Annotated in this window: 8 protein-coding genes and 1 pseudogene; 5 read left to right on the plus strand and 4 right to left on the minus strand. The window is 58.6% G+C overall.

Features of this window, described 5'->3' with window-relative positions; genetic code table 11:
• From IAE38_RS18930 to IAE38_RS18945, 4 genes and pseudogenes are all read left to right on the plus strand, one after another.
• Positions 1-2,470, plus strand: a pseudogene (locus IAE38_RS18930) (RHS repeat protein); the annotation flags it as partial.
• 130 nt (positions 2,471-2,600) lie between these two features.
• Positions 2,601-4,547, plus strand: a complete 1,947-nt coding sequence (locus IAE38_RS18935) for a hypothetical protein (RefSeq protein WP_201218678.1) — start codon at positions 2,601-2,603, stop codon at positions 4,545-4,547.
• A gap of 124 nt (positions 4,548-4,671) precedes the next feature.
• The gene (locus IAE38_RS18940) at positions 4,672-6,861 is read left to right on the plus strand and encodes an autotransporter outer membrane beta-barrel domain-containing protein (protein ID WP_201218680.1); all 2,190 of its coding nucleotides are present in this window, start codon (positions 4,672-4,674) and stop codon (positions 6,859-6,861) included.
• A gap of 62 nt (positions 6,862-6,923) precedes the next feature.
• A complete protein-coding gene (locus IAE38_RS18945) occupies positions 6,924-8,369 on the plus strand; it encodes a hypothetical protein (protein WP_201218682.1) in 1,446 nt (481 codons plus the stop codon).
• A 12-nt stretch (positions 8,370-8,381) separates the two neighbouring features.
• Here IAE38_RS18945 and IAE38_RS18950 read toward each other — a convergent pair whose 3' ends face one another.
• The 3 genes from IAE38_RS18950 to IAE38_RS18960 form a co-directional block, all read right to left on the minus strand.
• The gene (locus tag IAE38_RS18950; protein ID WP_201218684.1) at positions 8,382-9,128 is read right to left on the minus strand and encodes a fimbrial biogenesis chaperone; all 747 of its coding nucleotides are present in this window, start codon (positions 9,126-9,128) and stop codon (positions 8,382-8,384) included.
• A gap of 57 nt (positions 9,129-9,185) precedes the next feature.
• Complete coding sequence (locus tag IAE38_RS18955; RefSeq protein ID WP_201218686.1) at positions 9,186-9,734, minus strand: fimbrial protein; 549 nt, start codon at positions 9,732-9,734, stop codon at positions 9,186-9,188.
• Between the two features lie 171 nt (positions 9,735-9,905).
• A complete protein-coding gene (locus tag IAE38_RS18960) occupies positions 9,906-10,322 on the minus strand; it encodes a PA2817 family protein (RefSeq protein WP_201218688.1) in 417 nt (138 codons plus the stop codon).
• A gap of 47 nt (positions 10,323-10,369) precedes the next feature.
• On the opposite strand from IAE38_RS18960, the gene IAE38_RS18965 reads away from it, so the two are divergent.
• A complete protein-coding gene (locus IAE38_RS18965) occupies positions 10,370-12,058 on the plus strand; it encodes a hypothetical protein (RefSeq protein ID WP_201218689.1) in 1,689 nt (562 codons plus the stop codon).
• A gap of 60 nt (positions 12,059-12,118) precedes the next feature.
• Here IAE38_RS18965 and IAE38_RS18970 read toward each other — a convergent pair whose 3' ends face one another.
• A complete protein-coding gene (locus IAE38_RS18970; protein WP_201218690.1) occupies positions 12,119-14,563 on the minus strand; it encodes an acyl-CoA dehydrogenase in 2,445 nt (814 codons plus the stop codon).
• Between the last annotated feature and the right edge of the window lie 141 nt (positions 14,564-14,704).

Below are 14,704 nucleotides of genomic sequence, written 5' to 3' on the forward strand. Positions count from 1 at the left end.
CTGGTACCCGGCCGCCGGCGAGCCGAGCGACGAGCCGGGTGCGCCCACGCCCTGGAACTGCCCACCCGACCCTTACGGGTTCTCGCGGCATTTGCGTACCGACACCGCACATCCGCTTGGCGAGGCGCTGCCGGGCGCGCAGACCTTGAGCACGCACTATCGTTATCAGGCACTGAGTGTGGTCGCCAGCAGCAGTGCACCGCCAGGGTTGCTGATGGTTAAGGAGGAGCAAGCGCAGATCACTGGCCAGCAACGAGATACACTGCAGGTCATCCACTACCGGTATCTGGACCAACCTGATGTCGCGCTGCTGCATGGACGCCTCGAAACCCGGGTTCACAGTGTCGGCGGGCTGGAAACCACGGTCTGCCATAAGTACGAAAAAGATCCCAAGGTCGGACACCACGTGCTGCAGACGATTCAGACCATCACTGGATTCGACCATGGTACGACCCTGCCGGACGGCAGCGTGCGGGATGCTTGCAAAACCTTGACCCGGCGTGAATCGGTACTGATCGGCCAGCCGTTGCTTGATCGGGATGATAATGACGTCGAGATCGCTTACGAGTACGACGCCCTACGGCGAGTGACCAAGGAAACGGTCGCCCCGAACGACCCTCAATTTACCTCGTCACGTCGTTACGCTTATACCCTGGTGTCACAAGCGGGTGGCAGGGCAGGGCAGACCCTGATCGATGTCAAGAATGTGGCTACACGCAGCTGGGTCGATGGCCTGAATCGCGAAGTCAGCCGGGAACGTCAGGACGCCGATAATGCCTCGACGGCAGCGGCTCAGAACTATCGTCCGGTGCTGAGCGCGGCCTATGACTGCCTGGGCAATCAGATCGCGCAGACCGAATACGATTGGCTCGATTACGATGAGCCCGAGCGACGCCGCGTGCTTGAACTGGTCACTCGCTATAAATTCGACAACTGGGGAAAGGCCTGTTGCGAGACAGGCCCGGATGGCGTCAGCCATTACGAGCAGACTGACCCGATCGGCACGGCTGAATCGTCAGGGCCGATACAGACGGCCTGGAGCCAGTCCACCGATGGCAGTCACAAGAGCGCCGTGATTCAGACCTGGCTGAACCGCTTCAAACTGCCGGTGAGAGTCGAGCGTTTCACACGTGAAGGTAGCTCGTACAGTGACGAGCAGACGTTCTATGACGGCCTCAAACGCAAGGTCCGTGAGGTCGATGCCAGGAAGGAGACCAAACGCTACGCGTATGACGCCTTCGACCGGCTGGTGGATGAGACGTTGGCGGACAACGTGGTGGTGCACCGCGACTATGCCGCGCACAGCACGGAAGACTTGCCTAGCTTGATCAGCGCCGCTGGCATTGTCCTGGGAGAACAACTGTACGATGGCCTCGACAGGCTGGTCGAATCCATCACCGGTGGTCGCCGACGTTTGCACTTCTACGCGCCGGGCCAGCGTCAGCCCATGTCAACGCTGACGCCGTCCGGGCAATACATCGATTACGAATACTCGCTTCAATTGACCGACGAGCCGAGAGTACGCCATATACGCGGCTCGCAAGCGCAGGCTACTTATGTCTTCGACAGCGACAATGCCCGCTTGCTCAGGTGTGAGGAGCAAGGGCTGCAGCTCGAGCGTGGGTATTTCAGCACCGGCGAAATGAAGGTGGAGACGCGGGTGCAAGACGGCCAGGCCTACACCATGTACCACGCTACCAGCCTGCTGGGCCGGGCGCTGTCTTACACGGACGTCAACGGCGATGTCCAGGCCTATCACTATGACAATGCCGGTCGCCTCGAAAAGACCGGGTTAGGAACGCTCACGGCGGAATTTGACTACGATGCCCTCGGCCGTTTAAGCCGTACCCACACGTCGGAGGACGATCAATACCTCACCACCACACTGGACTACGATGAATTCGGTAGGGAGTGCCGTCGCCATTTCGATATCAATGGAGCACCGCAGACGCTCACTCAGGATTACCATGTCACCGACGCGCTGTCGGACAAGTACCTGAAAGCAGAAGACACCCTGCTGCGCCATGAAGTCTATGACTACGACGGTCGCGGGCGGCTGACCCGTTATACCTGCACTGCACCAGACGCTGCCTATGCACCTGTAGATCCCTACGGAAAAGTTATTCAGCGGCAGCTGTTCCGCCTCGATGCGCTCGATAATATTACCCATGTACAAACGGTCTTCCCTGGAGGCAACAACATGGCCACGTACCGGTTCGATAACACCGATCCGGCACAATTGAGCAGTATCGAGAATACGCACCCGGATTATCCTCAACACATTACGTTGTCCTACGACGCCGACGGCAATATGACCCAGGATGAAGCCGGGCGTGTACTTGAATATAACGCGCTAGGCCAATTGTGCAATGTGGCGGATCCAGCGCAGGGGCAGCTGTCCGCGTACGGGTACGATCCGTTGGGTCGATTGGTCAGTCAAGGCAGTGACTCCGGAGAAGCCTTCAAGTAGCACGGTTTGTCGCAACGTCAACCTGATAGAAATGCCAGTTGTGCTTGTGCCGCAGTGATGACGAAATGGGCATGACTGGTGGGTGGCTAACTTAGTTAATTTCACATTCTATTTTTGGGAAGGTGTAGATATGCTCAAGCCATTATTGACTCCGCAACAGGCGCGCGCCATGGCGCGTAAATCACGGGCAAAAGTTTCGTTGGATGATAACCTTGTTGCGCCCTCCATCGATCCAGCGCTGTTGGCAGACCCGGCAGATAACACGGTGTGGCGCGCTGTATTGAAAGAAGGCGGGGATGATTTTGTATTGTCCATTCCGAAATGGGCATTGAGCGGACGCAAGGACACGGTCGTTCTTCATGTCGAGGGGTCGGAGGACGAACTGTTCAGCGGTGAGTACTCTCGGGCGGATGAGGCTGACTTTCCCATTCCGGCAAAGATTGAAAAACCGCTGCTGGACGCCATGGCGGAGGGCAGGCATGCTTTTGTCTACGAAGTAATAGCCTTCAATGGATCGGTCAAGGTTTCCGAGCCGCTGGCATTGATCTTCGACCGCATGGATCCTTATTACGGAGATGTGCCTCCTGCGCCTCCCGCCATTACCGATGTGCTCGAGGCCAACAAAGACAAAGTCAAGGTGACTATTCCGGCCAACCCTAACTGGGCGGAAAAGGACACGGTTCGTGTCTTTTGGCTGGCCAAGGTTCCGGAAGACCCTCTGAAAACGCCTCCCGCCGCCACGGCGGTCCTTAATTCGGCAGCAGCCCAGACCCTCGATATACCGCAGGCCCATATCGAGGCGACGGGTGATGGTGGCATATCGGTTTTCTACGTGCTCATCGACAAGGCCGGCAACTTCTCCCACGTGTCCGAGCCCGTTCAGGTCGGTGTTGCACTGGGCGCTTTCCCAACCGCATTTGCCTTGCCGGTAGTGGACTTGGCGGCGGATGGACTGATCGATCAGGCCGACGTCGCGTTGGGTGTTGTCGTGGACGTTCTGCGGTTCGACAATCACAAGGCCTCTGACGAGGTGCGTGTACTGTGGGGCAGTGCTACCAGTGAGTGGCGTGCCATTGGATCGGACACCTTTCCGTTGCAATTCAGTGTCAGCGCGCTTGATATCCTTACGGAATACGGTGGACCCTCCGCTCAAGGTGAAAAGGTCGCCAAAGTGGCATACGAAGTACGCCGCGGTACTGTCCTGCTGACCAAGCCCAACCCCACTATCGATGTGAAGGTCAATCTGGAGCGATTTGGCCCTGGCAACCCCGACTGGCCGGAGCCGATCAATCCAGACATGCTTCCCGCCAAGGTATTCGGTCGAAATTCCAAGAAAGAGAACGAGCTGATCGACACCGATGCAGGCCAACCTGCTGACGTGCTGATCGAGATCGATGCGGCGTTCGCTGACAAGGATGTGGTCTCGCTGTATTGGGATGGCGTGCATGTTGCCGAGGCCGACCATCCGCTCACCGCTGCTGAGATCGGTACGGAAATCTCGCTGAGCATTCCGTGGGCGTACATTCTTTCAACCGGTAACAGAACCGTGCCCATGCATTATGAAATCAGGCGTGGGTCGAACCCCAATGCTGCGCGACCTGAGGAAACGCCCGTGGTGGTGGACGCTGTCGTCGTCGTGCCTGATGCTCCGCAATTCGACGGCAAAGCGAGTAACGGCATGTTGCGTTGTGAAGCGATCTGGAGTGATCCACCGCATGCGGATGATCCTGCCATCCGCGTTGTCGTCGCAGAGCTTTCGCAATGGGGGCTAGCTGCGGGTGACACGATCAAGATGATCTGGCGAGCGACCACCGAATTAGACAAAACGCCAATTCCGGAGGCTGGGCATGAGGAAGAGGTGACGCTGGATGCGGAGACGCTGAAGGGGTTCATCTGGCGCATCCCTTATGTGGATTATGTTCTGCCGATTTATGAGGCTGATGAGGATGACCGGGATGGCTATGGTTATGTGCGGTTTGAGTTCACGCTGAACGGCAAGCCAGGGTCGTCGAAAGAAGAAGAGGTCTATGTCTCCATGCATGATGCGGGTGGGAGCTGTGCGCTGCCTTCGCCCTGACATTTATCGGGTTGCATCAATAGATCTGACTTTTCCTACAGGAATTTAGGAGAGTGGATCGTACGCTTGTGGGCAAAAGGCCCGGGTGGCCGATCCCTTTCTATAACCTGAGGTAATTAGCCTAATGGCGATTTTACGCACTTTCACCCTTGCGCCGCTGGCTCGCGCCATCCTCCGGACCTCGGCATTTTTGCTGGTCGCCGGTCCGGCGGGTGCTGTGACCGTGGTGGATGAGTCCCTCACCATCGACGAAACCACTGCGCTGGACCGCTACGTGCTCAATCCCGGCGCGACGTTGAACGCGACGGGCGCTAGCGTCGAGCGTATCGATGCGCGCGATAACGCGCGATTGAACCTGCAAGGCACCACGGTGAACGCTTCGGGCGCCGATGCCATCATGCTCAGGGCGGGCGCGCAGGCGGCCATTGGCAATGACACGCGTATCATCAGCGATCGCCTGGGGTTGCGTTTGCAGCGCGTTGGCACTGCAGGCTCGACCGCTACCGTCAGCGACAGCCGTATCGAGGGCGGGCAGGGCGGTGCTCTGGTTTCAGGGGCATCGACGCTGAACTTGGTCAATAGCACAGTGGTGAGCAACGGTGAGTTTGCCGCGGTGGAGTTGTTCGGTAATGGTGTATTGAGCGCCCAGGGCAGTACGCTGACGGGCGCCAACGCCGGCTTGAGCATCCAGGGCGATGCCGATTTCGACGAGGCGGCCCAGGTGCGGTTGGTCAATACTCGCGTTCAGGGATTGAATGGTTCGGCGATCGTGGTCGGGGAAGAGCTGCTCGACCCCGCCAAAGCGAGCATCCTTGTCGGCCCCGGTACAACCCTGGAGGGCAGCAATGGGGTGTTGCTCGACGTGGTTGCCAACTCTGACGCCACCTTGCAGGTCGACGGCGCTCAGTTGGTTGGCGATGTACGCGTGCAGACCGGCTCCACGGCGAACCTTGCCCTGGACAACCAGGCCAGCCTTACCGGTCGCCTGGAAAACGTCGCGGGTCTGACGCTGGCCAACCAGGCCCGTTGGACCATGGTCGAGGACAGTCAGGTCGGGGCGCTGACCCTGAGCGGTGGCGCTGTCCGCTTCGGTGAGGCCGACCAGTATCAGCGTTTGTCGCTAGGCTCGCTGTCCGGTAATGGCACCTTCATCATGGACGCCGATTTCAGCACGGGGCAGACCGATTTCCTGGACGTGGGTACCGCGACGGGCAACCACACCCTGTTGGTGGGCAGTAGCGGCGCGGACCCTGTCACCGAGAACGATGTGCACCTGATCCATACGGCAGCGGGTGATGCCTCCTTTGCATTGCTCAATGGGCCGGTCGATGTCGGGACCTTCTCCTACGAACTGGTGCAGCGTGGCAACGACTGGTTTCTGGATGGGGCGAGCAAGCTCATCAGCCCAGGCACGGAATCGGTACTGGCACTGTTCAATACCGCGCCGACCGTCTGGTATGGCGAACTCACCAGCTTGCGCAGCCGGATGGGTGAGTTGCGTTTGAACGAGAGCAAAGCGGGGGCGTGGGGGCGCGCCTATGGCAACAAGTACAACGTCGATGGTGCCGCCGGCAGCGCTTACACGCAGACCCAGCAGGGCTTCTCGCTGGGTGCCGATGCGCCGCTGTCGGCGGGCGATGGCCAATGGTTGATCGGCGTCATGGCGGGCCACAGCACATCGGACCTGAACATGTCCCGTGGTGCCTCCGCTCAGGTCAAAAGTTACTACCTCGGGCTCTACACCACGTGGCTTGATGCTCAAAGCGGCTACTACTTCGACGGTGTGGTGAAAGCCAACCGCTTTGCCAACGACTCGAAAGTCACGCTCAGTGACGGTGCGCGTACCAAGGGCCGCTATGACAACCTTGGCGCAGGCGTTTCAATCGAGTTCGGTCGCCACCTCGCATTGGCTCAGGGTTACTTCATCGAACCTTACACGCAGTGGTCCGCTGCGACCATACAGGGCAAGGATTATCGTTTGGATAACGGCATGCGGGCCAATGGCGACGATACCCGTTCGCTGTTGGGCAAGGCCGGGGTCACCCTGGGCAAGACCTTTACGTTGAGCGAGGGGCGTCATGTGCAGCCTTATGTACGGCTGGCGTATGCGCATGAATTCGTGGACGACAACGAAGTGAAGGTCAACGCCAACCGTTTCAACAACGATGTGTCGGGTTCTCGGGGGGAGATCGGTACGGGTGTCGCAGTGTCATTTAACGACCGCCTGCAACTGCATGCCGATTTCGACTACGCCAGCGGTGGGCGCGTCGAGCAACCTTGGGGCGCCAACGTGGGATTACGTTTCAGTTGGTAGCAGAGGGGCGGGGTACTCCCCGCCCCTTTTTCTTTTTGCCGCTACGTCATAGGGAGCACAGAATGGTCAGCCATGAACTGCCGGAGCAACAGGCGAGGCCATTGCCGCCCGCCAGCGCCCCAGATGCACTTGAAGACATTCCTGGCGCGGACCCGAACTTGCTGCCGGTGAGCGTTTTGTCCGCTCCACTGCGCATTGAGGTACCGATGTGGCTTTCTTCAAGGCCCAGCCCTGAGCGACCTGAAACGCTGAGACTGTACTGGAACGGCGTGGAGGCGGGATGGAAACGCTGGACTGCACGCGTGCCAGCAGATGACCTGTATATCGAGGTGCCGGTGGCGTTCCTCAATCACGGGTCAGCGATCGTGAACTACACGGTGGAACTTTACAACGGCTCGGTCGCCGATTCTGAGAGGCTGGTGCTCACTCTCGACAGGCAGCCACCGGTGTTGGGGGCGAACAGAGGCCAATTGGTGTTTCCGGAGCTGGTCGGAAGTGAGGTGAACGCCGATTACCTGGAGGATCACGGCGATGTGCTCCATGCGCAGGTGCCCGATTACGATGTGCCGGCACCCGGTGACACCATTGTCTATTACTGGAACATCGAGCCCTTTTCGCCATTGCTGGCGGGGGAACGAACGCTGAGCCAGGAAGATCTTGGCAAGCCGTTGATCATCGACATCCCTGGCAGCCTCATTCGTGAGCGGGGGGACGGGCCGCGTTACGTGTTCTATGCCATCCGCGACAGGGCGGGTAATCTCAGCAGCGACGCTTTACCCCAGACATTGACCATCGCGGCGCAGCCGGCGCCACGCGCTTTGCCCCTGCCTGAAATTCCCGCGGCCACAGGCTCCGGGCGGGATGTCTCTCTGAATCTCGTGGAGGTCGGGGCGTCCATCACGGTGAAGATTCCCCAGGACGCCGACATTCGTGCTGGTGAGGCATTCGGCTTGCAATGGGGAGATCCGGAGCTTTTCCGCAGTAACCGGTTCAATGGCCAGGCGGGCTTGCGCACATTCACCATCCCGGCTCGCAATGTGGCTGCAATGAGCGGCAAGGTCGTGTCCGTCTATTACGACGTCGAGGTGCGCGGTCAGCTTCAGTGTTCGGAATCACGCAGGCTCAAGGTCATCCCGATACCCATGACCAGCTTGCCCATCCCCAGGCTCGCTGGGCTGAGTGGTGGCACCTTCGACAGAGCTCGGTACACGTTCGACCCCCCCTTGACACTGGATAAGTGGAAGCTGATCGGGGTCGATCAGCGAGTCAATATCGTAGTCATCGGTGCAGGAGGGAAGCGACACCAACTCCTTGACAATCATGCGGTAACTTCCGATGAGGTCAAGGATGGTATCGGCAAGGCAGGAGACGTCACAGTCCCCCTGACTTTTCTGGATGAGCTTCCCGTCGGGCAACTGTTTTTCATTGAGGTCACGGTCAGCTTCGATGCCGGACAAACATGGCCGTCTGAACACAATTTCGAACGCCTGGAACTGGTGATGAGATAGTCCTTTACCAGGTCAAGGTTCGATGTGATCGTGCAGTGGCACTGTTATCGCGGTGGTGCTGCCGCCATAGTCGTTGATGGTTGTGAAGGTCAGTGTTGACGTCGCGGGCGGCACGGGGAACTCCAGCTTGTAACGCTGCTGGTTCATCGGCATCGCCATGGCTTTGGTTTCCACTCGATTTTTTTTGCCGTTCACATCGATCTCTACCCGGCCGAACGTGAAGTGGTAAGGCGACGGGTTGTTCACCACCAGATAAGACTGCCCACCCTCTTTTTGCAGGGACCAATCGAGCTGCTTGAGGTGATCTTGCGGTTGGCCCTTGAGCTGGCTGGGGCGATAGAAAACTTTCAAGCGTGTGCGCAGGGCGATGGTAAGCGCGTTGTCCTGCATGTCTTCTTCGACCTGGGGTATTTCCTGGACGTTGAGGAAAAAAAGGGACTCGCGGTCTTGCGGCAGGTCGTTGGGCAGCCGATTGATTTTTACGATCTGTTCTTCATTCGGCGCCAGGCGAAAAAGGGAGGGCGATGCCAGCAATGGTGTCGGCGTCGTGATGTCGTCAGCTTCTGTATTGACCCAGGCTTGTGCTGCGTACGTGCGGGTACTGGGGTTCGCGACGTTGATCGAGCTGCTCGCTTTATCGCTCCCATGAATGATCCGGGTCTGATTGGTGATCAGTGCTGCCTGTGCAGTGCAAGGTATGCCGACAAGGGCGAACAGGGCGCTTCCCCATAGCCAGCGTTTTTGATAGAGGGAGGGCATGGAAAGTCCACGTTTCAAAAGTGTAGGATCCGGGTGTTGGAGCACCCGGAACTGAGATCAAGGCAGTGCGACAGTGAAGCCTACATCTGCCTGGGCAGCGCCCTCAGTCACAGGAACCTTGATGGCCTCGTATTGCGCATAGAAGGCCATGTGGGTAGGGATGTTTTCAAAAAGCGGATACTTTCGCGAATCATCCAGAGGCGCTAACTTTTTATCGTCGGCATCGAAGATCGCGATTCCCAGGTCCGGGGTTCCGCCCGATGACAACTTGTACAAGTCGCTCTTGGGCCCTGTGGCACCGCCTCTGGAATCGAAGGCTACGCTAACCTCCGTACCTGGATTGATGACGCAAACGCCCGGTGTAGGGGTGACTTTGAGGGTGAACTCCATCTTTTTGGACGTCGCGCCTACGGCGTCGAAGTAGGTGCTTGGAAAGTGCCCCAACTGCACGGGTGTACCAATTCCGCCGCCCGGATTCACCACTTCGATCGGGCAGGGCCCGCCCGCGTAAACGCTGCCGTTGAAATTCACCACGCCGATCTCTGGCGCGGCGAATGCCGTACCAGTGACACAGGTGAGCGCTACTGCAAGGAATTTGCTTTTCATCGAACTATCCATATTGCCGAGAAAGTTGACTGCGTCGTACAACGCAGCACCCGGGCAATTGCTCCTGGTAAGGAACAAACGCCTGAGCGCCAACGATCATAGGCAAACGGGCAGGCCATTTATGTAGGTTCAATGCTCGACCCGGCCTGGGTTTTTTCTACGTGGCGTCTATCATTGCGGCGTTTGCGCCGCTGTGGCTAAAAGACCGAGACGGTGTTTTTGCAGGTGCCAGTCGAAGTCTTCACCGTTTTCGTGCGCGGCGTGGCGCTGCTCATCCAGTTGTTGGTAGCGGTCGAGTTCTTCGTCGGGCATGAAATGCAGGCAGTCGCCCGCAAAGAACCACAACAGGTCGCGCGGCACCAAGTGGGCGATTTGTGGATAGCGCTGGATCACCTGGCAGATCAAGTCCTGCCCCAGGTACTGGCTTTCCAAGGGGGCTTGCGGTAGCACGGTCAGCAGCTCGTCGAAGCGTTCGAGAAACAGAACGTGACTTTCTTCCGGGACCTGATCGGCTTCACCGACTGCTGCCAGGATGGTACGAAGGTGGTGGAGCAACCGCAGGTGGTAGTCCAGGTGATGATCGGCCATGCCGGGATCCTCGGTGTCAGCAGAACGGGGGGAGGATCATACGCTTGATGGCTGCTTGGGTAAATTTCTTACCGCACAAGCGGCATTACCTGGCATTTTTGCCAGTTGTCGAATACTCAGTGCACGCTTTGAATGGCAGCGTAATTATTTGCCCGGGCGTATTTATGAACAGTGCTGAAGAGAGCGAAAAAGAAGGTGTTTTCTCTGACGATCTCTTTGGGTGGAGCGGGTATTTACGTTGCTATCTGGAGCATGTGAATACGGCATCTGAGGAATTCAGTCAACGCTCAGCTAGCCAGCGATCAACCTTTGAAATGGTCATTACGCCCGGTAGGCAGTGGTTCGCTTTCAGCGGTCAGCTGACGGCGCCGCTACTCGCGTTCAGTGTTCGCGGCAATCGACAAGGTTATGTGTCAGTGAGCCGTCGCGTTTCGAATGCTGTACACCTGCTGTTGGGTAAAGAGCCGGGCGCAAAGGTGAGGGAGGTCCGTCGGGTCGAGGTGTACTTGTCTCAAGCGACCGTTGGAGTGGAGTCAGAGCTGTGGAATACGCTAGGCAGTTATCGGGTGGATGGAAATGTCGTGTTGAGTTGGCAGGCGCCACCCCGCTTATATTTCATACGGGACGGCCAGGATGACCCAGCACTGGCTGCAAGATTCAATGATGGCATGCGTGAAACGGAGCGTCCGCTGGGTTGGTTGAGTCAGCAACAGCACTATTCCCATTTACTTGCTGGCGCGACGTTCAGGGTGGTATTGGAGTCGTCAGGTTGGGCGCCTAAGATTATTCTGTATTTTGCCGTTTCAGGCCGTAGCCAAGGTCAACTACCACCCGCCAGTCAGACGGCATTGCCATGTGGCGTCGCGGGGGAGCGTTCGTTGCTTGGGTCAGGGGACGTGTTGTGTCATGTTGATACCAAGGTGGGGAACATCGGTGCGGTGTCGAGTGAAAGTGTAAATTTGCCAAATGATTTGTTGTATTTACCTGACATAATCTATCCACATCGCACTCAGCACCTCAGGTCAATAAAAGATCTTGATAATAAAATCATAGAGGTGGAGTTTGCGTCCAGTTTGGTAATGGCGCAGGCCTCAAGCGCACCCACACCGACGATGAGGCGAAACCTAGCGCTTATTCCGGCCATGGTCATCAGCCAGCGTGGTGGTCAAGCGATACCGCTGACGGTAGATATACCTTATAAGCCTAATTCATTCAGGCACAGCCAGCGCACACCTCAGCATGGCGTGGTTCGGATGTTGGACGGTGAATTATTCTATGAGCCGCCCCCTGCCTTGGCCCTTGTCCTTGCCTGCGACGAAGGCAGTAAAACAACAACCAGTGCTGCGCTCAAGACTAACCAGCTTGGCCTTGTCAGTGTTGATATCCTTGACGTGTACCATGCTCGCAGTCCTTTCATCCCCGCAAGTGCAGCCTTTTTAATCTATAACACGCCGACCACTCATTTTTTCCGCATGAGTAAAGCGGGGGACGCTTTGCGTTTGACCCTGCATTATGTGGATAAAAGGGGCAACGAGTTGGCAGTCGACCCTGCGGACATCGAGTGGAAAGTGTTGGCGGGTGATGGCGCGATCTCCCAGGAAGGGATTCTTACGCCAAGCCAAGGGTACAGCGGTTGCACGGCGATCCAGGCTGTTGAATACGATGATGTACGGTGGTACTGGTCAGCCATCATCATTCCACCGCTGAGCGTTGATGAGCTGTTGGCGTTGCAGTGAAACGATCTATATAGCCCTGCACCCGTCGCCATGGCGATGGCGGCGGGCGTGGGTTTATTTTTAGCGAACGCTGCCCGTTGGCAGTAATGCGTCCTTGTCGAATGCATCGACGTCGATGACTACGCGGCGTGCCTGTTCTGCCAGTTGTAGTGTGTGCACTTCGTCTGCTGTGAGAATCCCGGACTCCAGGGCGGACTGGATTAAAGGCTGGCCGATCGAGCCACGCAACTTTCCGTCCCTGACAGCCTGATTCAGTGCCTTGCGAAGCGGCGCGATGTCTTCTAATGCGTCACTGGCCCGCTGCAGCGCTGCCACTGAATCACCCTCTGCCTGCGGCCTGAAGCAACCGGCGAGCAGCTCTTCCAGCGCCGGGTCGCCTTTGCTGCGGCCAATCAAGGCGGCTACCTCGGCGTCCAGTTCATCGCTCGGTCCGGTGTACCGCCGCCCGAACGGGAAGACCAGCACCCGAAGAGCGCAGCCAACGACGCGGTTCGGGAAGTTGTCGAGCAAGCGATCGAGTGCATGCTCTGCCTTGCCCAGGCTTTCTTCCATCGCCCAGCGCAGCAACGGCTGCATGTATTCGGGCGAACCTAGATCGTGGTAGCGCTTTAGCGCGGCCGAGCCCAGGTAGAGGTAGCTCAGCACATCGCCCAGGCGCGCGCTAAGACGTTCACGGCGTTTGAGTGCGCCGCCGAGCAGCATCATCGACAGGTCCGCCAGCAGGGCGAAAGCCGCCGCCTGGCGATCCAGAGCGCGGAAGTAGCCCTGGCTCAGGGCATCCCCCGGCTTGCGCTCGAACCGTCCCAGGCCGAGGCCGAGCACCAGGGTGCTGGCGGCGTTGTTGACGGCGAAGCGGACATGCTTCAGCAGCAGATCGTCGAATGCCTTGAGGGCCTGCTCGCGATCCTGGATGCCGGCCACGGACATTTCCTTGAGCACAAAGGGGTGGCAGCGGATCGCGCCCTGGCCGAAGATCATCAGGTTGCGTGAAAGGATGTTGGCGCCTTCGACGGTGATGAAGATCGGCGCCCCTTGCCAGTTGCGCGCCAGGTAGTTATTCGGGCCCATGATGATGCCCTTGCCGCCGTGCACGTCCATGGCGTGCTGGATGCATTCGCGGCCGCGTTCGGTGAGGTGGTACTTGAGGATCGCCGACAGCACCGAAGGTTTTTCGCCCAGGTCGACCGCCTTGGCGGTGAGCAGCCGTGCGCTGTCCATCAGCCAGGCGTTGCCACCGATGCGTGCCAGCGATTCCTGGATGCCTTCGAAGGCGGCCAGCGGCACGTTGAACTGTTCGCGGATGTTGGCGTATTGGCCGGTCACCAGGCTGGTGTATTTGGCCGCGCCCGTCCCGACGGCGGGCAGGGAGATAGAGCGGCCCACCGACAGGCAGTTCATCAGCATCATCCAGCCCTTGCCGAGCATCTGCTGACCGCCGATGAGGAAATCCAGCGGCACGAAGACATCCTTGCCGCTATTGGGCCCGTTCATGAAGGCGGCGCCCAACGGCAGGTGGCGCTTGCCGATCTCCACACCCGGGGTGTCGGTGGGGATCAATGCCAAGCTGATGCCCAGTTCCTCGTCCTCACCCAGCAGGTGGTCAGGGTCGTAAGCTTTGAAGGCCAGCCCAAGCAGCGTGGCGACGGGGCCCAGGGTGATGTAGCGTTTTTCCCAGTTCAGGCGCAAGCCGATGACTTCTTCCCCGTTCCATTGGCCCTTGCAGATGACGCCGCTGTCGGGCATGGCCCCGGCGTCAGAGCCTGCCAGTGGGCCGGTGAGTGCAAAGCAGGGTATTTCTTCACCACGGGCCAGCCGGGGCAAATAGTGATTGCGTTGTTCGTCGGTGCCGTAATGCAACAGCAATTCGGCCGGGCCCAGGGAGTTGGGCACCATCACCGTTGAGGCCAGATCCCCGCTGCGGGTGGCCAGCTTCATCGCCACCTGGGAGTGTGCATAGGCGGAGAACCCTTTGCCGCCGTACTCCTTGGGGATGATCAGGGCAAAGAACCCGTTCTGTTTGATATGGGCCCAGGCCTCGGGTGGCAGGTCGAGGTCCTGGCCGATCTGCCAGTCACTGACCATGGCGCACAGCGCTTCGGTGGGGCCGTCGATAAATGCCTGCTCTTCATCGGTCAATGTCGGCGCGGGATAGGCGAGCAGCGTGCGCCAGTCGGGGCGGCCACTGAACAACTCACCATCCCACCAGACGGTGCCGGCGTCGATCGCTTCGCGCTCGGTTTGCGACATGGGCGGCAACGTGCGCTTGAACCAGTCGAACACCGGCGCCGTAAGCACTTTGCGGCGCCATTGCGGCAGCGCTACCACGGCCGACATCAACGCCAGCACGAGCCACAGCACCACCAACAGCCAGCCAGGGGCATTACTGAAAATGCCCATCAGCAGCACGTACCCCGCCGTGATGCCCAGGATCTGCAGGGGCGCCATGCGCCTGTGCAACAGGTACGCCGTACCTATCATCAGCACTACCAACCACAACAGCAACATAATCGGTCCTCCTTGGAACCAAAGGCTTGAGCCGTCCCAGACAGCTTAGACGCTACGCTGTGAACGACCGGGTCAGAACAGTGACAGGGTGTGGCGGTGGGAGTTTCAGTCTGCTACTTGGCTGTCTTGCAGTAGACTGGA

The sequence above is a fragment of the Pseudomonas sp. S32 genome, from assembly GCF_016648095.1.
Taxonomy (GTDB): domain Bacteria; phylum Pseudomonadota; class Gammaproteobacteria; order Pseudomonadales; family Pseudomonadaceae; genus Aquipseudomonas; species Aquipseudomonas parafulva.